Origin of the sequence: Sphingopyxis sp. OPL5 (genome assembly GCF_003797775.2) — a bacterium.
Lineage (GTDB): Bacteria > Pseudomonadota > Alphaproteobacteria > Sphingomonadales > Sphingomonadaceae > Sphingopyxis.
This window is the reverse complement of the sequence record NZ_CP060725.1, coordinates 4,278,368-4,300,285: the sequence shown is the minus strand read 5'-3', so window position 1 is coordinate 4,300,285 and position 21,918 is coordinate 4,278,368. Positions and strand designations below refer to the sequence as shown.

Here is a 21,918-nt window from a genome sequence, read left to right as displayed (position 1 = left end):
GTGGTGCCGGTTCGGGCATAGGGTGCGTGCATGTGGTCCTATCATCCCGATCTGCTCGCAAAGCCGGTTCCGCGCTACACCAGCTATCCGACGGCGATGGAATTCGCCGAAGATGTTGGCGCGGACGATTATGCGCGCGCCCTTGATGCAGTCGAACCGGCGACGCCGGTCTCGCTCTATGTCCATATCCCCTTTTGCGAGAGCATCTGCTGGTATTGCGGCTGCAACACCGGCGCGGCGGGTCGTAAGCAGCGGCTCGACGATTATCTGACGGCGCTCAGGTCGGAGATCGCGCTGGTCGCGAAGCGGCTGGGCGGACGCGGGCGCGTGAGCCGCATCGCTTTCGGCGGCGGCAGCCCCAATGCGATCGCGCCGGTCGAACTGGTGCGCTTGCTCGACCTGCTGCTCACCGTTTTCGATGCGCACCGGCCCGACGTCTCTATCGAGCTGGATCCGCGTGGCTTCTCACCCGAATGGGCGCTGGTGCTCGCGGCGGCGCATGTCACGCGGGTCAGCCTCGGCATCCAGACCTTCGCGCCGCACGTCCAGCAGGCGATCGGGCGCATCCAGCCGCTTTCGCACATCGAGCGCGTCGTCGCCGCGCTGCGCCTGCGCGATATCAACGCGATCAATTTCGATCTGATGTACGGCCTGCCCGGACAGGAACTGGCCGATGTTGAATCGACGATCGACGAGGCGCTGGCGCTGGCGCCGAGCCGCATCGCCTTTTTCGGTTACGCCCATCTTCCGCAGATGATCGCGCGCCAGCGGCGGATCGACGCGAGCCGGCTGCCCGACCAGCGCCTTCGCTTCGAGCAGGCCGAGCTTGGCTATCGACGGCTGACCGCGGCTGGTTATCTCCCCGTCGGCTTCGATCATTTCGCCCGGCCCGACGATTCGCTCGCCCTCGCAGCTCGCGAAGGCCGGGTGAATCGCAATTTTCAGGGCTTTACCGAGGACGCCGCCCCCATTTTGCTTGGTTTCGGCGCCAGCGCGATCAGCAAGTTTCCCGATCTGATCGTCCAGAACGAGAAGCGGTCCGGCTCCTATCGCGATCTTGTCGGCGGGGGGCGACTCACCGCGGTGAGAGGCGTCCGGGTCGAGGCGGGAGAGCAGCGGCGCGCGCGGCATATTCGCGACCTGTTGTGCAACGGGCGCGCGCATTTGAGTTTCGATGAGCTCGCGCCGGCTCGAAGCGCCCTGACGGATTTCGAACGACGAGGGATTGTCGAGTGGGATGGCGATGCGCTCGTGATTCGCGACCACGGCCTGCCCTACGCGCGGCACGTCGCCGCACGGTTCGATCGCATCCGGGGCGACATTCGGCCGATCTAGCAGCGGGGCGCGGCTTCCGGGCGACAATTGGCAATTCACGCCCAAAAGCTTTCTGACCGCAAACGTGAAGGGTTTACGGTCAGCAGCGCGACGCCATGGATTCGCCGGGATGACGATGCGAGTTTTTTCCGCCGTCCCCGATTTGTCATCGAACCGACGCGGGAATCGCAAGAATCGCTGCCATGGGCGAGGCCGGATCCACCTTTCTCCGGGAGACCTGCCATGGCCAGCCAGCCCAATCGCAAGATCGCCGCCGCCGTCGTTCGCGAGGACGCCGAGCAGAAGCAACGCCTGCTCGACCGCGCCTTCGCGTTCGCCTTTCGCGGGCTCGTCTACGCCCAGATCTGGGAGGACCCGGTGGTCGACATGGAGGCACTGGCGATCCGGCCCGGCAACCGCATCGCGACGATCGCGAGCGGCGGGTGCAATGTCTTCTCCTATCTGACCGCCGATCCCGCCGAGATCGTCGCGGTCGATCTCAACACCGCGCATGTGGCGCTGGGCCATCTCAAGCGCATCGCGGCGGCCCGGCTGCCCGATTATGCAAGCTTTCGCCGCTTTTTCGCCGACGCCGACAGCCGCGACAATGTCGAGGCGTACAAGGCGTATGTGCGGCCGCATCTCGACGAGGTCAGCCGCCGTTACTGGGAAGGCCGCGACCTTGTCGGACGCCGCCGCATCAACGGCTTTGCGACCGGGCTCTACAAGCGTGGACTGCTCGGCAATTTCATCGGCGTCGCGCATTTGCTGGCGCGGCTGATGAAGGCCGATCCGCGCGCGCTGCTCGAGGCGCGCGACATCGACGAACAGCGCCACATCTTCGAAACGAAATTCGCGCCCTTCTTCGACAGGAAGTTCGTGCGCTGGGTCACCGACCAGCGCTCGTCCTTGTTCGGACTCGGCATCCCCCCCGCGCAATATGACGCGCTGGCGGGTGGCAAGCCGATGGCCGATGTGCTGCGCGCGCGGCTCGAGAAACTGAGCTGTGATTTCGACCTCAAGGACAATTATTTCGCCTGGCAGGCGTTCGGGCGCGGCTATGGCCGCGACGCGCAGGCGCCGCTGCCGCCCTATCTGCAGGCGGACAATTATGCCGCGGTCAAGGCGCGCGCCGAACGGGTGACGATGCTCCACGCCAACATGACCGACATGCTGGCGGCGGCGGATGACGCCAGCTTCGATCGCTATATCTTCCTCGACGCGCAGGACTGGATGAGCGACCCGCAACTGCTTGCGTTGTGGAGCGAGGTCCTGCGCACCGCGCGACCGGGCGCGCGGGTGCTGTTCCGCACCGCCGCCGAGCCCAGCCTGCTGCCCGGGCGTCTGCCCGACGCGCTGCTCGACCGCTGGGACTATCGCGCCGCAGAATCGCGCGATTATACGCGGCGCGATCGGTCGGCGATCTATGGCGGCGTCCATCTCTATGTGCTGAAAGCCTGATCGTGGCGGCGGCACAGGGGCATGCCGCGTTGATGGACAATGTCTATCGCGGCCAGCGCCATATCTATGACCTGACCCGCAAATATTATCTGCTCGGGCGCGACCGGCTGATCGACGAACTGCAGCCGCCGGTCGGCGGTCATGTGCTCGAGGTCGGCTGCGGCACCGGGCGCAACCTGATCGCGGCGGCACGCTGTTGGCCCGGCGCGCATATTCACGGCATCGACATTTCGGCCGAGATGCTGAAAAGCGCGCGCGCCGCGATCGCCCGGGCGGGGCTGGAGCGGCGGGTGACGGTAGCGCAGGGCGACGCCACCGGGTTCGACCCCAAGGCGCTGTTCGGCGTCCCGCACTTCGACCGGGTCTTTCAGAGCTATACGCTGTCGATGATCCCCGACTGGCAGGGCGCGATCGGCGAGGCGGTGCGCCATCTGTCGCCGAACGGATCGCTGCATATCGTCGATTTCGGCCAGCAGGAGCAACTGCCCGGCTGGTTCCGCGCTGCGCTGTTCGGCTGGCTGGCGCGTTTCCATGTCGCGCCGCGCGCGATGATGATCGACGCGATGCGCGAATTGTCGGCCGACGCCGGCGGCCGGCTGGTCGTGACACGCCTCTATCGCGGTTATGCCTGGTCGCTGCGGTTCGACAGGAGGCGACGCTGATATTGCCAAAGCGCGCGCGACCTGCTCCCATCGGCGACGGAGGGAATGATGAGCGAGACAATAGGACCGGTGGGTCCGGCCGACCAGCCGGCCGTGATCGAGACATTGGCACAGGCATTCCAGACCGATCCGGCGCTGTCGTGGATATTGCCCGACCCCGATCATCGTGCGCGGGCGCTGCGCGGCCTGTTTCGCGTACTGGTACCCGCCGACATGCGCGCGGGAGTAACGCTGCGATCCGAAGGCGACGCGGCGGCGGCGCTCTGGCGCGCGCCGGGGCAGGCGCATAGCGGGACACTGGAGTTCCTGCGCACCGTCATCCCGCTCGTCGCGACGTTCGGTACCGCCCTGCCACGCGGACTGAAGGTGCAGGCCAGCATCGACGCGCACCGCCCAAAGGCGCGCTTCTGGTATCTTCATTATGTCGGCGTGCGGACCGCGCATCAGGGCAAGGGCCATGGCGGCCGGATCATCCGCGCGCAGACGGACGTCGCCGACGCCGAGGGACTGCCGTGCTGGCTGGAAACCGCGACGCCGGAAAATGTGCCGCTCTACGAACGGCTGGGGTTCGTCACGCAGGTCGAATGGGATGTACCGGGCGGCGGCCCGCATTTCTGGGGCATGATGCGCCCGGTGTGCTGAGCGTCAGTCGTCGAACCCGACGAAGCGCACCGCTTCTTCGACGCTCTTGCGGTTCGACACCACGGCGTTGGCGGGGAAATCCGCTTCGGGCCAGCCCATCGCGACGCAGATCATGATCACCTGGTCGTCGGGGATGGCGGCATGTTCGCGCACCACCGGGCTTTGCATGATGCCCTGGCTGTTGATGACGCAGCCGAGCCCGCGCGACCAGGCGGCGTTGACCAGCGCGTTGGTCACCGCGCCGCAGTCGAAGGGCGCGATGTCGCTGCCGAGCAATATGCGGTCATAGGTGACGACGATGCTGACCGGCGCGTCGAACTGGCGGAAGCCGCGGAGCACCCAGTCCTGGCGCGCGTCCTTGTCGTCGCGCGCGATGCCCATCGCACCGAAGAGCTGCTTGGCGATCTCGATCTGGCGTGCGCGATGGTCGTCGGCGATGCCGTCGAAGCGGCGGAATTCGCGGCTGTCGGGCTTGCCGGCGAGAATGCCGTCGGTGTTACCCCGGCGGATCGCGTCAAGCGGATCGCCGGTGACGACCGAGAAATTCCAGCACTGGTTGTTGAACGACGAGGGCGCGCGCATCGCGACTTCGATCACCTCGGCGACCAGCGCCTTGGGAACGGGCTTGTCGAGGAAGCCGCGAATGCTGCGGCGTCCCCGGACAACCTCGTCAAAACCCGGTGCGGCGCTCACGCGGCCTTGCGCAGTTCCAGACGATCCCAGATTTCGGTGAGAGCCTGGGTCAGGTCGCGCATCATCGCCTCGTCATGCGCCGGGCCGGGGGTAAAGCGCAGCCGTTCGGTGCCGCGCGGCACGGTCGGGAAATTGATCGGCTGCACATAGACGCCATATTCGGCGAGCAATATGTCGCTGATCTTCTTGGCGCGCACCGGATCGCCGACCATCAGCGGGACGATGTGCGTGGTCGAATCCATCACCGGCAGGCCGGCGTCGCGGAAGCTCTGCTTGAGGTAAGCGGCGGCTTCCTGCTGCGCGTCGCGCTCGACGCTCGAGGCCTTGAGGTGGCGCACGCTCGCGAGCACGCCGGCGACGAGCACCGGCGACAGGCTGGTCGTGAAGATGAAACCCGGCGCATAGCTGCGGATCACGTCGATGATATTCTTGTCGGCGGCGATATAGCCGCCCATCACGCCGAACGCCTTGCCGAGGGTTCCCTCGATGATCGTGATGCGATCGGCGGCTTCGTCGCGATCGCTGATGCCGCCGCCGCGCGGGCCGTACATGCCGACGGCATGGACTTCGTCGCAATAGGTCAGCGCATTATATTTGTCGGCAAGGTCGCAGATCGCGTGGATCGGGGCGACGTCGCCGTCCATCGAATAGACGCTTTCGAAGGCGATCAGCTTGGCGGCTTCGGGATCGTCGGCGGCCATCAACTCTTCGAGATGTGCGAGGTCGTTGTGACGCCAAACGCGCTTTTCGCAGCCCGAGTTGCGGATGCCCGCGATCATCGAGGCGTGGTTGAGTTCGTCCGAATAGATGATGCAGTTGGGCAGCAGCTTGCCGAGCGTGCCAAGCGTCGCCTCGTTCGAGATATAGCCCGACGTGAAGAGCAGCGCGCCGTCCTTGCCGTGCAGGTCGGCGAGTTCGGCTTCGAGGTCGATATGATAATGGGTGTTGCCGCCGATGTTGCGGGTGCCGCCCGAACCGGCGCCGACGTCATGCAGCGCTTCTTCCATCGCGGCGACGACCTTGGGATGCTGGCCCATGGCGAGATAGTCGTTCGAACACCATACGGTGATCGGCTTCGGGCCGTTGTGACCGGCGAAGCAGCGTGCGTTGGGAAAGGACCCGCGATTCCGGAGGATGTCGATGAAGACGCGATAGCGCCCTTCTTCGTGCAGCCGGTCGATGGCGCGTGCGAAAATATCGTTATAGTTCACGTATCAGCCCCGCAGTCAGGTGCCAGTCCAAGCCATTGGGCCGCTCCCTCCGGGCGGCTATTAACACGGGGGCCAATAACGCCGAAACAACCCGAAATCCAGTGCGAACGATTCGCAACTTCTGCGCCAAATCAGTGTGATCGAGCCGCTAGATCAGTTCGATGCGAGCGAGGCCGTAGGGCGCCAGCGCGGCCAGCGGCGGCGGCGGACGCTCGTCGCTACGCGTGAAGACCGCGAGGCCGGGGGCGACCGCCGCGGGCCAGGGCTGGCCGTCGGTCAGGTGGGCGATGCGGCGGGCAATGCCCTGCGCCCCGTCGATCAAGCGGACGTGCGATCCCGCCTCGGCCTGCAATTCGTCGGCGAGCAGCGGGAAGTGGGTGCAGGCGAGGACGATGACGTCGAGCTTGTCGCCGCCGGGCTGGCTTGTCAGGCCGGCGATGGCGCGCGCAATGACGTCCATATCCACGGGGTCGCCGCGCAGCTTCGCTTCGGCGGCGGTGACGAGGCCGGGGCTGCCGTGGCGCAGCACCGTCTTGCCCGCTGCAAAGCGCGCGCTGAGATCGTCGACATAGGGCTGGCGCACCGTCGCTTCGGTGCCGAGCACCCCGATGACGCCGGTCTTCGTCATCTCGGCGGCGGGCTTGATCGCGGGCACGGTCCCGACGATCGGCAGGTCGAGTGCGGCGCGGACATGCGTCAGCGCGATCGTCGACGCAGTGTTGCACGCGATTACCGCGAGGCGTGGCTGGTAGCGCTCGACGAGGCGGCCGAGCAGCGCGGGAACGCGCGCCGCGAGTTCGGCCTCGCTCTTCTGGCCATAGGGCAGGCCGGCATAATCGGCGGCATAGACGATCGGCGCGGTCGGCAGCAGCGCGCGCGTCGGGCCGAGCACGGTGAGGCCACCGAGGCCGGAGTCGAAGAACAGGATCGGGGCGTCGGCGCGGGGGGTGGGCATCCACGCGCCCTAGCAGCGGCGACGGGGCCGCTCAATGGCCGCCACGAGTTTGTCCGATTTGGCGGTCATCATGCGCGAAAGCGTTGATTGCTACGCGTAAAATCGCCACAAAGGCGCAAAGGGAGCAGGGGTTGCCATGACGACATATTTGCTGATCGCCGCGGGCTATCTGCTCGGATCGATCCCCTTCGGGGTCATCCTGACGCGAGCCTTCGGGGCGGGTGATTTGCGCCAGATCGGGTCAGGCAATATCGGTGCGACCAATGTGCTGCGCACCGGGCGCAAGGGGCTGGCGGCGGCAACCTTGATCCTCGACGGTGCGAAGGGCGCGGTCGCGGTGCTGCTCGCTCGGCATTTTTTCCCCGAAACCGGCGACCATGGCGCGATGGTCGCGGGCGCGGCGGCGATGATCGGCCATTGCTACCCCGTCTGGCTGAAATTCAAGGGCGGGAAGGGGGTTGCGACGCTGCTCGGCCTCTCGCTGGCGCTCGCCTGGCCGATCGGGCTGGTGTTTGCGGGCGTCTGGCTCGGCGCCGTCCTGCTGTTGCGCATCTCGTCGCTCGGCGGGATGCTGGGGGCCGTCGCTGCGCCGCTTGCCGCGCTGGCGCTCGGCTATCCCATCTATGCGATCGGTCTGGCGGGACTCGCGGCCATCGTGCTCTGGCGCCACCGCGAGAATATCGCGCGGCTGCGCGCGGGAACCGAACCGCGCGTCGGCGTGATGAAAAGCGCCGAATGACCGACGCCGAAAGGCTGGCGCGGTTGCGGCTCATCCGCACGCCGCACGTCGGCCCGGTCAGTTGGCACCAGCTGATGGCGCGCTTCGGATCGGGCGAGGCGGCGCTCGCCGCGCTGCCCGATCTTGTGCTGCGCGGTGGCGCGGGCCGCGCGCGTATCGCGCCTTCCGAAATCGCCGAGCGTGAGATCGAGCGCGTGGCCTCGCTTGGCGCGCGTCATGTCTTCAGTGACGAGGCGGATTATTCGCCGCTGATGCGCGAGGTCGAGGGTGCCCCGCCGGTGATGATTGTCCGCGGCGATACCGCGATGCTCCGGCACCCCTGCGTCGCGATCGTTGGTGCACGCAACGCCTCGGCGGTCGCGTGCCGCTTCGCGCGGCAGATGGCGGCCGAGCTGGCGGGGCAGGGCATCACGGTGGTCAGCGGACTGGCGCGCGGGGTCGACACCGCGGCGCATGTCGGCGCGCTGGGTGGACGGACCGCGGCGGTGATCGCGAGTGGCATCGATATCGCCTTTCCGCCCGAAAATGCCGGGCTGCAGGAAAAGCTCGGCGCCGACCAGTTGTTGATCGCCGAACAGCCGCCGGGCACCGAACCGCTGGCGCGCCATTTTCCGTCGCGCAACCGGATCATCGCCGGACTGTCGCACGGGACCCTGGTGATCGAGGCGGCGCCCAAGTCGGGGTCGCTGATCACCGCGCGCCGCGCCGGCGACTATGGGCGCGAGGTGATGGCGGTGCCCGGATCGCCGCTCGACCCGCGCGCGCAGGGCTGCAACCAGCTAATCCGCGAAGGCGCGACGCTGATCCAGACGGTCGACGATGTGCTTGAGGCGCTGGGTCCGATCGATGCGCGCATGGTGCGCGAACCGGTGCGCAGCTATGCCGCGACGCCCGCCGTGCACGACGCCGGCGAAGGGGACCGCCGGATCGTCGTCGAACTGCTCGGGCCGACCCCCGTCGCGGTCGACGAGCTCGCCCGCCAGTCGGGCTGCGCAGCCGCGACGGTGCAACTGATCCTGCTCGAACTCGAACTCGCGGGGCGTATCGAGCGCCACGCGGGCGCCAGGATTTCACGGCTGTGATGACCCGCACAGCGGCCTAACCTGCAGCAATCTAACCATTCATCGCGGTTCAGCCACGGTTCAGCGGTCGGGTCACAGGTTCATGATATTGTATCACATGGCGGGGAGTTCGATGATGCGAAGCCGATTTCTGACGGGCGTGACGATGATCGCCGTTCTCGCGGGCGGCCTCGCCCCCGCGCCCCTGACCATCGCTTATGCCAAGCCGGGTGCGCCGCAGCAGGGCTTCTGCCGCAACGCCGACCCGCTGCCGCGCCTCGATGCCGAGGTGCAGCCGCCCCGGCCGCAACAGACGGGCGTGCCCATGACCAAGGGCGGCAAGCGCGAGCGCGATGACAAGTCGAGCGCCGACTATGCGCCGATGGCGCCGCCGCCACCCCCGCCACCTCCGCCGCCCCCACCGCCGCCGATGGCGCCGCCACCACCCAGCTATGACAGCGCTGCCGCCGACGTCGTCGTCACCGGCTCGGCGCGATCCGGATCGTCGGCTGCGGTCAGCGCGGTCGGCAGCGGCGAGTCGGTACGGGTAGCCCCGACCGCCCCGCCGCCGGCGTCGACGTCGCCCGTTCCCGGGTCGTCGTCGGACTATACGGGGCGACCCGTGCCGGTGCCGCCGCGCTATATCCCGCCCCAGCCACAATCGGGCATCCTGACCGCGGGCGAGCATGACGACCTGCTCAATCCGGAACTCTATGCGGCCTATGTCAACCGCACCGACTTGGGCCAGGACATCCGCGCCCTGCCGCGCGTCGACACGATGCGCGTCGTCACGGTGAAGGTGAACGACCGCAACGGCCAGCCGATCCCCTTCGCCGACGTCGTCGTCACCTGCAGCGACGGCAACAGCATCATCATGGCGACGCAGGCCGACGGCAGCGCGGTCTTCTTCCCCGGGCTCGACCGGCTGAGCGAACGGATCACCGTGTCGGCGAAAAAGGCGGGCCGCGGCATCGCCGATGCGCGGCCGGTGCTCGTGTCCGATGCGCCGGGCGGACAAGTCGTGGGGCTGACCGCCAATCAGGCGGCGACCAAGGCGACCAAGCTCGACCTGATGCTCGTCATCGACACGACGGGCAGCATGGGCGACGAGATCCGATACCTGCAGTCGGAAATGCGCGCGATCATCGCGTCGATCACCGCCAAGCACCGCGACCTCGATATTCGCGTCGGTTTTGTCTTCTATCGCGATATCGGCGACGAATATGTTACGCGCACCGTGGTGTTCGACCGCGACATCGGCCGCGCGCAGGGCACGCTGGCGGCGCAATATGCGACCGGCGGTGGTGATTATCCCGAGGCGATGGACCAGGCGCTGATCCGCGCGGTCGGGCAGGAGTGGCGCCCCGACGCGGTGAAGTCGCTGCTGCTCGTCGCCGATGCGCCGCCGCACAACGAACAGTTCGGCCGCACCTGGGCCGCCGCCGAGGCGGCGCGCGCCAAGCGTATCCACATCACCCCGGTCGCCGCCTCGGGCGTCGCCGACGAGGCTGAATATGCGATGCGCGCGATGGCCGCGGCGACCCAGTCGCGTTATCTGTTCCTGACCGACGACAGCGGTGTGGGCAATGCCCATGCGGCGCCGGCGATCGACTGTTATCTGGTGACGCGGCTCGACGCGCTCGTCCGCCGCGTGATCGACAGCCAGATCAGCGGTCGCCGCATCGAGCCCGAGGACAGCGAGGTCATGCGCAGCGTCGGCAATTACGACGCCGGCAAATGCATCCTGCCCGCCGACTTCAAATGGCAGAACCAGTAAGCCGTTGACTTGCCCCCGCATCTGTTCGATGCGGGGGCAAGGGTCGCTTCGGGAACCCCCGCCGACCGGATATATCCGGTCCGTGAGGGTCGGAGGACCAATCCATGAAAAAACTGCTGTCGGCCGTCGCCATCACGGCGATGCTGCTCCAGCCCGTCGCCGTGATCGCCAAGGACAAGGAACCGGTGAAGATCGCTGGTCCCGCCAATGCGAAGGGCGTCACCACCGTCACCGTCGGCGCCTTCAATGTCGGCTTCATCTTTGAATCGACCGACGAGACCGCGGCGTCGGGCGGGTTGATGGGGGCGTTCGGCGGTACCACCAAGGCGAAGAGCGAGCTGGTCGGGGTGACCCCCGAAATGATGCAGGCGGTCACCGACGCCGCCTATGCCGACTTCGTGTCGCAGCTGACCGCCAGCGGCTATGCGGTGCAGGTACCGACCGACATGTTCGGCCACGCCGCGCTCGCCAAGACCAAGTCGCAGGACATGCCGCTCGACATCAACATCGCGCTCGAAAAGGGCAGCAAGGGCAAGGCGACCTATTACAAGCCGACGGCGCTGCCCTCGCTGTTGATGATTCCGGGTGATTTCGTCGGGTCGGGGATGAGCAGCATCGGGATGAACATGGCGGCGGGGCAAGCGGTCGGGGCGCTGAACGCCTACGCAAAACAGGCGGGAGTCGGCGTGATCGACGTCGTCTATCTGATCGACTTTTCGCAGCAGAAGCGCCCCGGCGCCTTCAGCTTCGGCGGGTTGGAGGTCAACAGCGCGCTGTCGGTCAGTGCCGACTATTCGCGCATCACGCTGATCGCGCCCAGCGGCAAGCAGTCGGTGATCACCGTCAAGGCGCCGGTCGCGGTCGAGGGCGAGTTCGTCGAAAAGAGCGACGCGACCAGCGGCACCGACAAGGCGATGCAATCGGCCGGCAATGTCGTGGGCGGCCTCGCCGCGGTCGCGGGGTTCGGGGGCTTGCGCTTCGGCAAGACGCGCAAGTTCGCCTTCACCGCCAAGCCGGGGAATTACGAAGAAGGCGCGGCCAAGGCGGCGAGTCTGGCGAGCGCGATGCTGATCGGACGGCTCGCGCCGCTGCGCTGATTTTCACAACCACTTTGCTGGGGCGGGCGCGCCGAAACCCTCTTGACGACAGGACCGGACGCCCGCCACCCTCGCGCGTACATACGTGAGGCACAGCAGGACAACGCTTTTACATGCAATTGGTTATTGTGGAATCGCCCGCCAAGGCGAAGACGATCGAGAAATATCTCGGGCGCGATTTCAAGGTGCTGGCCAGCTATGGCCATGTTCGCGACCTGCCGCCCAAGGACGGGTCGGTAAATCCCGACGACGGTTTCGCGATGCAGTGGCAGCTGTATCCCGACAAGACGAAGCGGATGAAGGAAATCCAGGACGCGGCGAAGGGTGCCGAGCGCCTGATCCTCGCGACCGACCCTGACCGCGAGGGTGAGGCTATCAGCTGGCATGTGCAGGAACTGTTGCGCAGCAAGAAGGCGCTGCCGGCCAAGGTCGACCGGGTCACCTTCAACGCGATCACCAAGGACGCGGTGCTCACCGCGATGGCGGCCCCGCGCGCGCTCGACGACGATCTGATCGACGCCTACCGCGCCCGCCGCGCGCTCGATTATCTGGTCGGTTTCACCCTGTCGCCGGTGCTGTGGCGCAAGCTGCCCGGCGCCAAGTCTGCGGGGCGTGTCCAGTCGGTGTCGCTGCGGCTGATCGTCGAGCGCGAGCGCGAGATTGAAGCATTCGTTGCACTGCAATACTGGTCGATCACCGGCCTGTTCGAAATGTCGGGCACGCCGTTCAAGGCGCGCCTGGCACGCTGGCGCGGCGACAAGATCGAGCGGCTGACGATCACCAGCGAAGCCGATGCGCGCGCCGCCGAGGCCGATGTGAAGGCGGGGCATTTCACCGTCGAGAATGTCGAGACCAAGCCGCTGACGCGCAACCCGCCGCCGCCCTTCACGACGTCGACGCTGCAGCAGGAAGCCGCGCGCAAGCTCGGCTTCTCGGCGAGCCACACGATGCGCATCGCACAGGGCCTCTACGAGGACGGCGCGATCACCTATATGCGTACCGACGGCGTCCAGATGGACGGCAGCGCGATCAGCGCCGCGCGCAAGGCGATCGCGACGCGCTACGACGGCGGCTATGTCCCCGACCAGCCACGCCAGTATCAGACCAAGGCGAAGAATGCCCAGGAAGCGCATGAAGCAATCCGTCCGACCGATTTTTCGAAGGACAAGGCCGGCAGCGGCGACCATGGCCGACTCTACGAGTTGATCTGGAAACGCGCGATGGCGAGCCAGATGGCGTCGGCACGCCTCGAACGCACGAGCATCGACCTCAGCGACGGCACCGGCAAGACGATGCTGCGCGCGACCGGGCAGGTCGTGAAATTCCCCGGTTTCCTCGCGCTCTATGACGAAAGCCGCGACGACGCGGGCGACGATGACGATGCGCGCCTGCTGCCCGCGATGGCGAAGGGCGACGCGCCGGCCAAGACCGGGGTCGAGGTCGAAAGCCACGAAACCCAGCCGCCGCCGCGCTATTCGGAAGCGAGCCTGGTCAAGAAGATGGAGGAACTCGGCATCGGGCGCCCGTCGACCTATGCGTCGATCCTGCAGGTATTGAAGGACCGCGCCTATGTGACGGTCGAGAAGAACCGCTTCATGCCCGAAGAGAGCGGGCGGCTGCTCACCGCCTTTCTCGAACGCTATTTCACCCGTTATGTCGAATATGACTATACCGCCGGGCTCGAGGAAGAGCTCGACGATGTGTCGGGCGGCCGCGCGCAGTGGCAGGCGGTGCTCGATGCCTTCTGGCGCGACTTCAAGCCGCGCACCGGCGAGGTGATGGAACTCAAGCCGTCGGAGATCACCGCGGCGCTCGACGAATTCCTTGGCCCTTATCTCTTCCCCGACAAGGGCGACGGCAGCGATCCGCGGCTCTGCCCCAATTGCGGCACCGGCAAGCTGGCGCTGCGCGGCGGCAAGTTCGGGCCGTTCATCGCGTGCAGCAATTATCCCGACTGCAAGTTCACGCGCAAATTCGCGCAGCCGGGCGGCAGCGACGGCGCCGACACGGGTCCCGAGACGATGGGCAACGATCCCGAATCCGGGCTGGAAGTGACCAAGCGCAGCGGACGCTTCGGCCCCTATATCCAGCTCGGGGACGGCAAGGAGGCGAAGCGTTCGTCGATCCCCAAGGACATCCCGGGCGAGGATTTCGACCTCGACTATGCGCTGCGGCTCTTGAGCCTGCCGCGCGAGGTCGGCGTGCATCCCGAAAGCGGCAAGGTCATCATGGCGGGGTTGGGGCGTTACGGCCCGTACCTGCTCCATGACGGCAAATATGCGAAGCTGACCGGGACGACCGAAATCTTCGACATCGGCATGAACGCCGCGGTCGTCCGCATCGCCGAAGCGGCGGCGGGCGGCGGGCGCGGGCGCACCAAGGCCGAACCGCTCAACACCTTTGGCCCGCACCCGACGAGCGGCGGCGAGATGAAGCTGATGGAAGGACGCTTCGGTCCCTATGTCACCGACGGCACGACCAACGCGACCTTGCCCAAGTCGATGGAACCCGCCGCGCTGACGCTCGAGGAAGCGATCGCGCTGATCGACGCGCGCGCCGCGAAGGGGCCTGCAAAGGGCAAGAAAAAGGCGGCGCCCAAGAAGGCGGCGGCGAAGAAGCCGGCGGCCAAGAAAAAGGCGCCCGCAAAGAAGGCCGCGGCGACAGAATAAGCCTCGTCATTGCGAGCGAAGCGAAGCAATCCAGAGCGGCCTTACACCGCTCTGGATTGCCGCGTCGCTACGTTCCTCGCAATGACCGGTTGCTGGCCCCCTAAGGCCGCTGCTCGTTCCACGCCGTGCCGGTCACCGGTGCGCCCGCGAACGTCCCCGCCGCGGTCGCCACGCCTTCATAGACATTGGCGTTGAAGGCGTCGAAGACCTGATCGGGGATCGACGAGGTGATCGTGATCGCCGCGTCGAAATCGGGGATCTGCACGAGGAATTCGAGAAAGAAGACTTGTCCGTTCGGCGCGGTCCACGTCGCCTCGCCGGGAGTCGTGATGCAATCCTCGAGGAAATAGGTCGTGCCGTCGGGAAACTGGATCGTCGCGTTCGACTGGTGCGGCTGGCCGCCCTGCGGCGGGGTCTCGGCGCTGACCGTCATATAGCTCGAGATATGGATGCCATTGTCGAGCTGCATGTCTTGCAGATACCACAGGATGGGGTTCGCTGAAGAACCGAACAGGCCATATTCATGGTCCATCCACGTCTGGCCGGTGACCGCGAACACCGTATCGCCGATCGCCACCGACCCGCTGACCTGGAGCCGCGTGAACGAGTAATAATAATTGTTGGTCTTCACCCCGCCGGGGTTCGCCGGGGTCGGATTGCACCCTGTGCCCCACACGATGAGCGGCGGACCCTGCTGCGCCATCACCAGGTCGAAGAGGATCGTCGATCCCGTCCCCTCGTCCTGGAACTGCGCCTTGACCGTCATGTTCGACGGGTCGGCTTGCGGCGCGGTCATCCACGCCCAATCATGATCGATCCCCGGATTGCCGAGTTTGACGTACCAGTCCTTGCTCGGGTCGGTTTCGGCCCATTCGCCGGGGGTGTGGGTCGCGGTGCTCTGATAATGGATCTGGTTCGCGACGTCGGACAGCATGATTTCGGTAAAGGCGAGCGGCGCGAAGCTCGCGGCGTTGATCTCGAAGCCGAAAACGCGGTCGCCGGCGACGAGTGTGCCGGTGTGCCACCACCATTCGGTGGGCGCTTCGGCGTGGCAATATTGGTCCTGCGGCAGCTTGATCGCGACTTCGGACGGTGGAACGGGAACGGGACTATTGGGCGACATGATCGATACTCCCCCTGTTGTGCCGCAAGATGCGGATGGTGATGATTATCATGCAGCATGTCTGGCGCGGACTTTTATTTGGTGACATCGCGAAAATATCGTCACCAATATTGTTATATTACCGCTGCATGACGTTTTTGCGGGAGAAAAGCGCAGATATTATTCGCTGCTCCGCGTAGTTCCCGCCTGCCGGAAGTCGTGATAGGATGCTCCCAACCGGGAGGTGTCCGATGCGCCGTTTGTGGGTTTTACTGTTGCTCCTCGCGGCCTCGTTCGCCGTCCCCGCAGCCGCGCAGCAGGCGGGCAGCCTGATCGCTGCCGAGCCGGTCGTCGACACGCCACCGGGGGTGCAGGCGTGGCGCGTGCAATATTGGACCTCCAACCAGAAGGGCGAACGGCTGCGCGTCACCGGCATCGTCGCCGCGCCGCGCGAGGCGGTGCCGCCGCGGCCGCGCCGCGTTATCGCCTGGACCCACGGCGCGTGGGGTGTCGCCGAAAAATGCGCACCGTCGCTCAGCCCCAATTTCTTTGCCGTGACGGCTGGAATCGATGCGGTGCGGCAGGGCTATGTCGTTGTCGCGCCCGATTATATCGGCCTCGCGAGCCCGACGATGCATCCGTTCCTCGTCGGCCCCGATACCGCGAATTCGGTGCTCGACGCGGTGCGCGCGGCGCGGGCGATCCCCGGCGCGGCAGCGGGCAACAGCTTTGCCGTGTGGGGCGAATCGCAGGGTGCGCACGCCGCGCTGTGGACCGCGATCGCCGCGCGCAGCTACGCGCCCGACCTGAACCTCGTCGCCACCGCCGCGGCCGCGCCGCCGACCGACCTTGCCGCCAATCTGCGCGACGGCAGCGACAAGAATGCGCGCGCCTTGCTGCTGTCCTTCACGCTGCACAGCTGGTCGACGCTTTATGGCTATTCGATGGACGGCGTCGCCAACCGTACGAACCAGGGCATCATCCACCGGCTGGCGGAAAACAACTGCATCAGCCTGGAAAAGAAGCCGAAGCTCGGCACGATCCTGGGCGTGCTGACCATCGTGCGCGCGACGAAGAACAAGGATATCGCCAAAATCGAGCCGTGGGGAAGCTTCGCCCGCGCCAACAGCGTCGACGCCGCGCGCGTTCCCGGCCCGCTGCTCATCGCGCAAAGCAGCAAGGACACGATCATCGCGCCCGCAGTGACGCGCAAATTCGCCAAGTCCGTCTGCCGGCGCGGCACGGCGCTGCGTTGGATCGACATGACCGGAGGCCATGTCGACGCGGCGCGCGACAGCGCCCAAGAAACGATCGGCTGGATCGGTGAACGGTTCGATGGGCAACCGCCGCCGAATGATTGTCGGCGGATTTAGCGCGTCAGCTGAAAATCCCGGGGTCGACGGGCGGCTTGCCGGACAGCCATGCGACGGCGTCGGCGCGGAACAGCACGGCTGCCGACGCGACCGAAAGCGCGGTCGAAAGCAGCGAGCCTGCGAGCGACAATGTCCCCAACCCGTCGGGATTGAACAGCCCGGCAATTGTCTGCAGCGCACCGATCGCGGTCAGCACGACGTAAATCCATTTCGCGACGTTGCTGCCGCGCCGCGCAATGGCGTACCAGAGCGCGAAAACGATCGCCAAGCTGATCACGAGGATGACAAAGACCACGCCGAACGACCCGCTTGATCGGCCGACGCCGGCCTCGCGGTCGAACGCCGTCGCCATCTCGTTCCAGGTGATGAAGGTGGTTACGATGCTGACCAAGGTCGACGACCAGAAGAGGCGTTCAAACAGGATGATCGACGGCGGTCGTTGCAAGATTTTTCCCCTTGATCGAAGCGGCTGCAGATCGATTAGCGACAAATATTGATCCGCGCCATTCAATCTCGGGCGATGCTCGGATCAGCATCTTATCAGTTGGCGCAGGCCACCAGTGCGGCGTGAAAAGTCCGGCCGAGGGAGTTGTCGCGCTGAATGATCCTGATTGCCGATCCAGTGCTGCAATTTGTTCGGCTAGGCAGCAGCACGACGGCTTCTGACCCATTAGCCAGCCGCACGACAGTACGGGTCTGCAATTGCCTCGTCCCGATTTGCTCGATACGAACGACCGTACCGCGAACAACCGTTTCTACGCCAGTTGCCGAAATATAGCCCCAGGCCAGGATCAGTGTCAGCGTGATCGATATGACGCCCAAGGCTATCCCATTGAGGAATATTGAACGAGGACGGGTGCCGGGTGTGTTCAACGGGTCGCTGGGCATGGCCCCGCCTCAATCCACCCAGTCAAGCCCCATGTCGCGGTACACGCCGCGGTCCTCGTCCCAGTTTGCCTTCACCTTCACATGCAGGAACAGATGCACCTTGCGCCCGAGCAATTCGGCGAGCTCGGCGCGCGATTTGCTGCCGATTTCCTTGATCCGCTCACCCTTGTGGCCGAGGATGATCGCGCGCTGATTGTCGCGTGCGACCAGAATCTGCTGGTGGATTTCGGCGCTGCCGTCCTTGCGCGTCGTGAATTTCTCGGTCTCGACGGTCGACTGGTAGGGCAGTTCCTCGTGGAGCTGGCGATAGAGCTGCTCGCGGGTGATTTCGGCGGCGAGCATCCGTTCGGGGGCATCGCTGACCTCGTCCTCGGGGAAATGCCAGGGTCCCTCGGGCATCAGGGCCGCCAGCGTCGTCTTGAGTTCGGGAACCCCGTCGCCGGTGCTCGCCGAGATGAAGAAGGTTTCGTCGAAGGCGACCCGCTCGTTGAGCTGGGTCGCGATCGTCAGCAGCTTGTCCTTCTTGGTCAGGTCGACCTTGTTGAGGACCAGGAATTTCTTCTCGGGGCGCCCCTCGATCCCCTGCAACACGCGTTCGGCGCGCTCGCCGAGCTTTGCCGCGGCATCGATCATCACCAGGATCGCCTCGGCCTGGTCGAGGCTGTTCCACGCCGCGGCGACCATCGCGCGGTCGAGCCGGCGGGTCGGGGCAAAAATGCCGGGGGTGTCGATCAGCACGATCTGCGTCTCGCCGTCCATGGCGACGCCCATCAGGCGGGTGCGTGTCGTCTGCGCCTTGGGGCTGACGATCGCGACCTTCTGGCCGACGAGCGCGTTGACGATGGTCGATTTGCCCGCATTCGGCGCGCCGACGACGGCGACGAAACCGCAACGATGGGTCATTCTTTCAATCCTTCCAGGATCGCGAGCATCGCGATCGCCGCGGCCTTTTCGGCCGCCTGTTTCGATGCGCCTTCGCCTTCGGCCTCGGCGAGCTTGCCGACGGTCACGCCGACGCGAAAGCGCGGGGCATGGTCGGGGCCTTCGCGGCGGATCAGGCGATATTCGGGGGGCTTGCGGCCCTTGGCGGCGGCCCATTCCTGCAGCGCCGCCTTGGGGTGTTTGGGCGCCGACACCTGGCCGTCGATCATCTCACCCCAATATTTGACGATGAAGGCGCGCGCGGGCTCGTCGCCATGGTCGAGCCACAGCGCGCCGATCAGCGCCTCGAGCACGTCGGCGGCGATATTGTCGCTGTACCGCCCGCCGTCGCCGATCGCCTGGGTGCCGAAGCGGACATGCGCGTTGAGGTCGAGCCCCTGCGCGATCCGCGCGCAGGTTTCGCCCGAGGCGAGCACATGGAGGCGCGACGACAGCTCGCCCTCGGTCGCCTTGGGAAAGCGGCGGAAGAGTTCGGACGCGATGACGAGGCCGAGCACGCGGTCGCCGAGATATTCGAGCCGCTGATAATCGGCAGCGCCGCTGCTGCCGTGGGTCAGCGCCTCATGATAGAGGCCGATGTCGCGCGGTTCGGCGCCGGTGATGGCTGCGATCGTTTCGGCGGAGGCGCCGCCGCTCAAAAGCCTTCCCCGATGCGCTCCCAGCGCGCCGCGGTGAACCAGCTGATCGGGTTGATCCAGCTTGCCGAACCATCGGTCGAGAACATGCCGACCAGCGCGTGGCCGACCAGATTTTCCTCGGGGACCAGGCCGATGCCGCCACCTTCCTGCGCCGGGAAGCGGCTGTCGGCGCTGCGGTCGCGGTTGTCGCCCATCAGGAACAAATGCCCCTCGGGCACCGTGACCAGCGTCGTATTGTCCTGCGCGATGCTCATGATGTCGAGCACGGCATAGCTTTTGCCGTTGGGCAGCGTTTCCTTGAACTGCGGATAGCGGCACTGGCGCTGGCCGTCGGCGGCGATTTCCTCGAACTGCATCGCGAAGCAGGGCAGGGTGCCTTCGTTGCGCGCGGCGTCGATCATGTTCGCGGTCACCGGGATCACGAAATCGGCCATCTTTTCGCGCGGCAGCGGCTTGCCGTTCAGCCAGACGATGCCGTCGCGGACCTGCACCGTGTCGCCGGGCAGGCCGATCACGCGCTTGATATAATCATTGTCGTTGACCGGCGGCGCCTTGAACACGACGACGTCGCCGCGCTCGGGGGTCTTGGCGAAGATGCGCCCGGGGATCAGGGGCACGCTGAACGGCAGGCTGTATTTCGAATAGCCATAGGCCATCTTGTTGACGAGCAGATAGTCCCCGATCAGCAGCCGTGGCTGCATCGATTCCGACGGAATATTGAACGGCGACAGGAAAAAGCTGCGGAAAATCAGCACCGCGATCGCCAACCAGGCGAGGAAGCGCACCGTGTCGATCGCCTCTTCCTTCGCGCTCATCGGAGCGGGGGCGGGCGTCGGGTTCGCGGGGCCGGCGGGGGCGGCGTATTGGCGGTCAGGCTGGCGTCGGTCATGGCGCGGCATTTGGCGATGAATAGGTCTTCGCGCAAGCAAATATCGGCGGATGGCACTGGCGTGCGCGGCAGCGCGGACCTATGGATTGAGCCATTATTCATCCCGTTCGCATCGAACGAAGTAGAGATGCCCGTCGGCCTGGCGCCGTGCTTCGGGGTGTCTCGACTTCGCTCGACACGAACGGAGAGAGGGAAGTTCGATATATGACCCGATCCGATCAAGCCTGGCAGGCGCTCGCCGACTGGCAGCCGCAGCGGCTGACCGACCTCGTCGCCGCCGACCCCGCGGCGCGACTGGGCAAGCTGGTCCGCAATGTCGCCGACATCCGCTTCGACTTCGCCAAGACCCATCTCGACGACGCCGCGATCGCCATATTGTCGGACCTCGCGGCTGCGCAGGATTTCGGCGGACGCCGCAAGACCTTGTTCGCGGGCGGCGTCGCCAACCCGAGCGAGGACCGCGCCGCCGAACATAGTGCCGAACGCGGCGACGGCGCGCCCGAGTCCGTGCACCGCGCGCAGGCGCTGCACCAGCGGATGCGGATGCTGATCGACGCGATCGAGGCCGGTGCGTTCGGCGAAATCCGCCATTTGCTGCACATCGGCATCGGCGGGTCGGCGCTCGGCCCCGACCTGCTCGTCGATGCTCTGGGGCGCGGCGGGGCGCGCTATGACGTCGCGGTCGTCTCGAACGTCGACGGCGCCGCGCTCGACGAGGCCTTCGCCAAATTCGATCCGGCCTGCACATTGATCGCGGTCGCGTCGAAGACTTTCACCACGACCGAAACCCTGCTCAACGCCGCCTCGGCGCTGCAATGGCTGGAGGAGGCCGGGGTGCCCGATCCGTTCGGGCGCGTCATCGCGCTCACCGCGATGCCCGAACGCGCGATGGAGTGGGGTGTCGACGAGACGCGCATCCTGCCCTTCGCGGAATCGGTCGGCGGACGCTATTCGCTCTGGTCGTCGATCGGTTTTCCGGCCGCGCTGGCGCTCGGCTGGGACGCCTTCGCCGACATGCTCGAGGGCGCAGCCGAGATGGACCGCCATTTTCGCCTGTGCGACGGCGCCGACAATGTCGGCCTGCTCGCCGCCTTTGCGGATCAGATCTACGCCAACCGCCTCGCCTGCCAGACGCGCGCGGTCTTCGCCTATGACGAACGGCTGCGCCTGCTGCCCTCCTATCTCCAGCAGCTCGAAATGGAATCGAACGGCAAGGGCGTGATGCTGGACGGCAAGCCGCTCGACCGCGCGAGCGCGTTGATCACCTGGGGCGGGGTCGGCACCGATGCGCAGCATGCGGTGTTCCAGCTTCTGCATCAGGGCACCCACCTGATCCCCGTCGAATTCGTCGTCGCGCGCGAGCCCGATCATCTGCTCGACGAGGCGCATCACGAAACGCTCGTCGCCAACTGCATCGCGCAGGGCGCGGCGCTGATGACCGGGCGCGCGAGCAGCGACGGCGCGCGCAACTACCCCGGCGACCGGCCGTCGACGACGATCCTCCTTGACCAGGTCACCCCGCGCAGCCTCGGCGCGCTGATCGCCTTTTACGAGCATCGCGTCTTTGCCAATGCGGTGCTGCTCGGCATCAATCCCTTCGACCAGTTCGGGGTCGAACTGGGCAAGGAAATGGCCAAGGGCCTGTCCGAAGGCACCGTCGAGTTCGACGCCGCGACACAGGCGCTGATGGCGGCGGCGCTGGGGGAATAGCCTTCGTCATTGCGAGAAGCCGAAGGCGACGAAGCAATCTCCAGCCATCGGCCTTGCGCGTGGTCGATAGCTGGAGATTGCTTCGCTTCGCTCGC

20 protein-coding genes are annotated in these 21,918 nt (G+C 66.1%); 11 read left to right on the top strand and 9 right to left on the bottom strand.

The features are described from left to right. Positions 1 to 30: 30 nt before the first annotated feature. From hemN to EEB18_RS20660, 4 genes are all read left to right on the top strand, one after another. On the top strand, positions 31 to 1,335 hold the full coding sequence (hemN, locus tag EEB18_RS20675) for an oxygen-independent coproporphyrinogen III oxidase (RefSeq protein WP_187141568.1): 1,305 nt from the start codon (positions 31 to 33) through the stop codon (positions 1,333 to 1,335). A gap of 222 nt (positions 1,336 to 1,557) precedes the next feature. After that, positions 1,558 to 2,775: a DUF3419 family protein gene (locus EEB18_RS20670; RefSeq protein WP_187141569.1), complete on the top strand. Its 1,218-nt coding sequence runs from the start codon at positions 1,558 to 1,560 to the stop codon at positions 2,773 to 2,775. Positions 2,776 to 2,807: 32 nt separating this feature from the next. Continuing rightward, complete coding sequence (locus EEB18_RS20665) at positions 2,808 to 3,437, top strand: class I SAM-dependent methyltransferase (protein ID WP_187141581.1); 630 nt, start codon at positions 2,808 to 2,810, stop codon at positions 3,435 to 3,437. A gap of 48 nt (positions 3,438 to 3,485) precedes the next feature. Next, positions 3,486 to 4,079 carry a GNAT family N-acetyltransferase gene (locus EEB18_RS20660; protein ID WP_187141570.1) on the top strand — a complete coding sequence of 198 codons (594 nt, stop codon included), beginning with the start codon at positions 3,486 to 3,488 and terminating at the stop codon, positions 4,077 to 4,079. A gap of 3 nt (positions 4,080 to 4,082) precedes the next feature. Here the strand turns inward: EEB18_RS20660 and EEB18_RS20655 are convergent, their stop codons facing one another. From EEB18_RS20655 to murI, 3 genes are all read right to left on the bottom strand, one after another. After that, the gene (locus tag EEB18_RS20655) at positions 4,083 to 4,772 is read right to left on the bottom strand and encodes a nitroreductase (RefSeq protein ID WP_187141571.1); all 690 of its coding nucleotides are present in this window, start codon (positions 4,770 to 4,772) and stop codon (positions 4,083 to 4,085) included. Continuing rightward, positions 4,769 to 5,983: a 5-aminolevulinate synthase gene (gene hemA, locus EEB18_RS20650; RefSeq protein WP_056347741.1), complete on the bottom strand. Its 1,215-nt coding sequence runs from the start codon at positions 5,981 to 5,983 to the stop codon at positions 4,769 to 4,771. The genes EEB18_RS20655 and hemA overlap by 4 nt, the downstream gene beginning before the upstream one ends. Positions 5,984 to 6,131: 148 nt before the next feature. Next, entirely contained in the window at positions 6,132 to 6,938 is an 807-nt protein-coding gene (murI, locus tag EEB18_RS20645) for a glutamate racemase (RefSeq protein ID WP_187141572.1), read from the bottom strand. A gap of 136 nt (positions 6,939 to 7,074) precedes the next feature. On the opposite strand from murI, the gene plsY reads away from it, so the two are divergent. The 5 genes from plsY (at position 7,075) to topA (ending at position 14,281) form a co-directional block, all read left to right on the top strand. Then, a complete protein-coding gene (gene plsY, locus EEB18_RS20640; protein WP_187141573.1) occupies positions 7,075 to 7,677 on the top strand; it encodes a glycerol-3-phosphate 1-O-acyltransferase PlsY in 603 nt (200 codons plus the stop codon). Next, positions 7,674 to 8,759 (top strand): DNA-processing protein DprA, encoded by a 1,086-nt coding sequence (gene dprA, locus EEB18_RS20635; protein ID WP_187141574.1) that lies wholly within the window; start codon positions 7,674 to 7,676, stop codon positions 8,757 to 8,759. The genes plsY and dprA overlap by 4 nt, the downstream gene beginning before the upstream one ends. A gap of 115 nt (positions 8,760 to 8,874) precedes the next feature. Continuing rightward, positions 8,875 to 10,515, top strand: coding sequence for a VWA domain-containing protein (locus tag EEB18_RS20630; protein ID WP_262408022.1), 1,641 nt, complete (start codon positions 8,875 to 8,877; stop codon positions 10,513 to 10,515). Between the two features lie 104 nt (positions 10,516 to 10,619). Continuing rightward, positions 10,620 to 11,612, top strand: coding sequence for a hypothetical protein (locus tag EEB18_RS20625; protein ID WP_187142381.1), 993 nt, complete (start codon positions 10,620 to 10,622; stop codon positions 11,610 to 11,612). Positions 11,613 to 11,725: 113 nt separating this feature from the next. Next, complete coding sequence (gene topA / locus EEB18_RS20620) at positions 11,726 to 14,281, top strand: type I DNA topoisomerase (RefSeq protein ID WP_187142382.1); 2,556 nt, start codon at positions 11,726 to 11,728, stop codon at positions 14,279 to 14,281. Positions 14,282 to 14,381: 100 nt separating this feature from the next. Here the strand turns inward: topA and EEB18_RS20615 are convergent, their stop codons facing one another. Next, the gene (locus EEB18_RS20615) at positions 14,382 to 15,404 is read right to left on the bottom strand and encodes a lipocalin-like domain-containing protein (protein ID WP_187142383.1); all 1,023 of its coding nucleotides are present in this window, start codon (positions 15,402 to 15,404) and stop codon (positions 14,382 to 14,384) included. Positions 15,405 to 15,634: 230 nt separating this feature from the next. On the opposite strand from EEB18_RS20615, the gene EEB18_RS20610 reads away from it, so the two are divergent. After that, complete coding sequence (locus tag EEB18_RS20610; RefSeq protein WP_187142384.1) at positions 15,635 to 16,756, top strand: lipase family protein; 1,122 nt, start codon at positions 15,635 to 15,637, stop codon at positions 16,754 to 16,756. 4 nt (positions 16,757 to 16,760) lie between these two features. Here EEB18_RS20610 and EEB18_RS20605 read toward each other — a convergent pair whose 3' ends face one another. From EEB18_RS20605 to lepB, 5 genes are read right to left on the bottom strand one after another with little or no spacing between them, the layout of a single operon-like run. Then, entirely contained in the window at positions 16,761 to 17,267 is a 507-nt protein-coding gene (locus tag EEB18_RS20605; protein ID WP_187669041.1) for a hypothetical protein, read from the bottom strand. A gap of 29 nt (positions 17,268 to 17,296) precedes the next feature. After that, entirely contained in the window at positions 17,297 to 17,644 is a 348-nt protein-coding gene (locus EEB18_RS20600) for a hypothetical protein (protein WP_187142385.1), read from the bottom strand. A 9-nt stretch (positions 17,645 to 17,653) separates the two neighbouring features. Then, positions 17,654 to 18,547, bottom strand: coding sequence for a GTPase Era (era, locus tag EEB18_RS20595; RefSeq protein WP_187142386.1), 894 nt, complete (start codon positions 18,545 to 18,547; stop codon positions 17,654 to 17,656). Beyond that, complete coding sequence (rnc, locus tag EEB18_RS20590) at positions 18,544 to 19,224, bottom strand: ribonuclease III (protein ID WP_187142387.1); 681 nt, start codon at positions 19,222 to 19,224, stop codon at positions 18,544 to 18,546. Before rnc ends, era begins: the two co-directional genes overlap by 4 nt. Next, a complete protein-coding gene (gene lepB, locus EEB18_RS20585) occupies positions 19,221 to 20,039 on the bottom strand; it encodes a signal peptidase I (RefSeq protein WP_056348481.1) in 819 nt (272 codons plus the stop codon). The genes rnc and lepB overlap by 4 nt, the downstream gene beginning before the upstream one ends. A 278-nt stretch (positions 20,040 to 20,317) precedes the next feature. On the opposite strand from lepB, the gene pgi reads away from it, so the two are divergent. Then, positions 20,318 to 21,823 (top strand): glucose-6-phosphate isomerase, encoded by a 1,506-nt coding sequence (gene pgi, locus EEB18_RS20580; protein WP_187139832.1) that lies wholly within the window; start codon positions 20,318 to 20,320, stop codon positions 21,821 to 21,823. Positions 21,824 to 21,918: the final 95 nt, after the last annotated feature.

Coding starts and splice junctions, on each gene's coding strand:
- hemN (WP_187141568.1), top strand. CDS start 31: ATGTGGTCCTATCATCCCGATCTGCTCGCAAAGCCGGTTCCGCGCTAC.
- EEB18_RS20670 (WP_187141569.1), top strand. CDS start 1,558: ATGGCCAGCCAGCCCAATCGCAAGATCGCCGCCGCCGTCGTTCGCGAG.
- EEB18_RS20665 (WP_187141581.1), top strand. CDS start 2,808: ATGGACAATGTCTATCGCGGCCAGCGCCATATCTATGACCTGACCCGC.
- EEB18_RS20660 (WP_187141570.1), top strand. CDS start 3,486: ATGAGCGAGACAATAGGACCGGTGGGTCCGGCCGACCAGCCGGCCGTG.
- murI (WP_187141572.1), bottom strand. CDS start 6,938: ATGCCCACCCCCCGCGCCGACGCCCCGATCCTGTTCTTCGACTCCGGC.
- plsY (WP_187141573.1), top strand. CDS start 7,075: ATGACGACATATTTGCTGATCGCCGCGGGCTATCTGCTCGGATCGATC.
- dprA (WP_187141574.1), top strand. CDS start 7,674: ATGACCGACGCCGAAAGGCTGGCGCGGTTGCGGCTCATCCGCACGCCG.
- EEB18_RS20630 (WP_262408022.1), top strand. CDS start 8,875: ATGCGAAGCCGATTTCTGACGGGCGTGACGATGATCGCCGTTCTCGCG.
- EEB18_RS20625 (WP_187142381.1), top strand. CDS start 10,620: ATGAAAAAACTGCTGTCGGCCGTCGCCATCACGGCGATGCTGCTCCAG.
- topA (WP_187142382.1), top strand. CDS start 11,726: ATGCAATTGGTTATTGTGGAATCGCCCGCCAAGGCGAAGACGATCGAG.
- EEB18_RS20615 (WP_187142383.1), bottom strand. CDS start 15,404: ATGTCGCCCAATAGTCCCGTTCCCGTTCCACCGTCCGAAGTCGCGATC.
- EEB18_RS20610 (WP_187142384.1), top strand. CDS start 15,635: ATGCGCCGTTTGTGGGTTTTACTGTTGCTCCTCGCGGCCTCGTTCGCC.
- EEB18_RS20600 (WP_187142385.1), bottom strand. CDS start 17,644: ATGCCCAGCGACCCGTTGAACACACCCGGCACCCGTCCTCGTTCAATA.
- era (WP_187142386.1), bottom strand. CDS start 18,547: ATGACCCATCGTTGCGGTTTCGTCGCCGTCGTCGGCGCGCCGAATGCG.
- lepB (WP_056348481.1), bottom strand. CDS start 20,039: ATGAGCGCGAAGGAAGAGGCGATCGACACGGTGCGCTTCCTCGCCTGG.
- pgi (WP_187139832.1), top strand. CDS start 20,318: ATGACCCGATCCGATCAAGCCTGGCAGGCGCTCGCCGACTGGCAGCCG.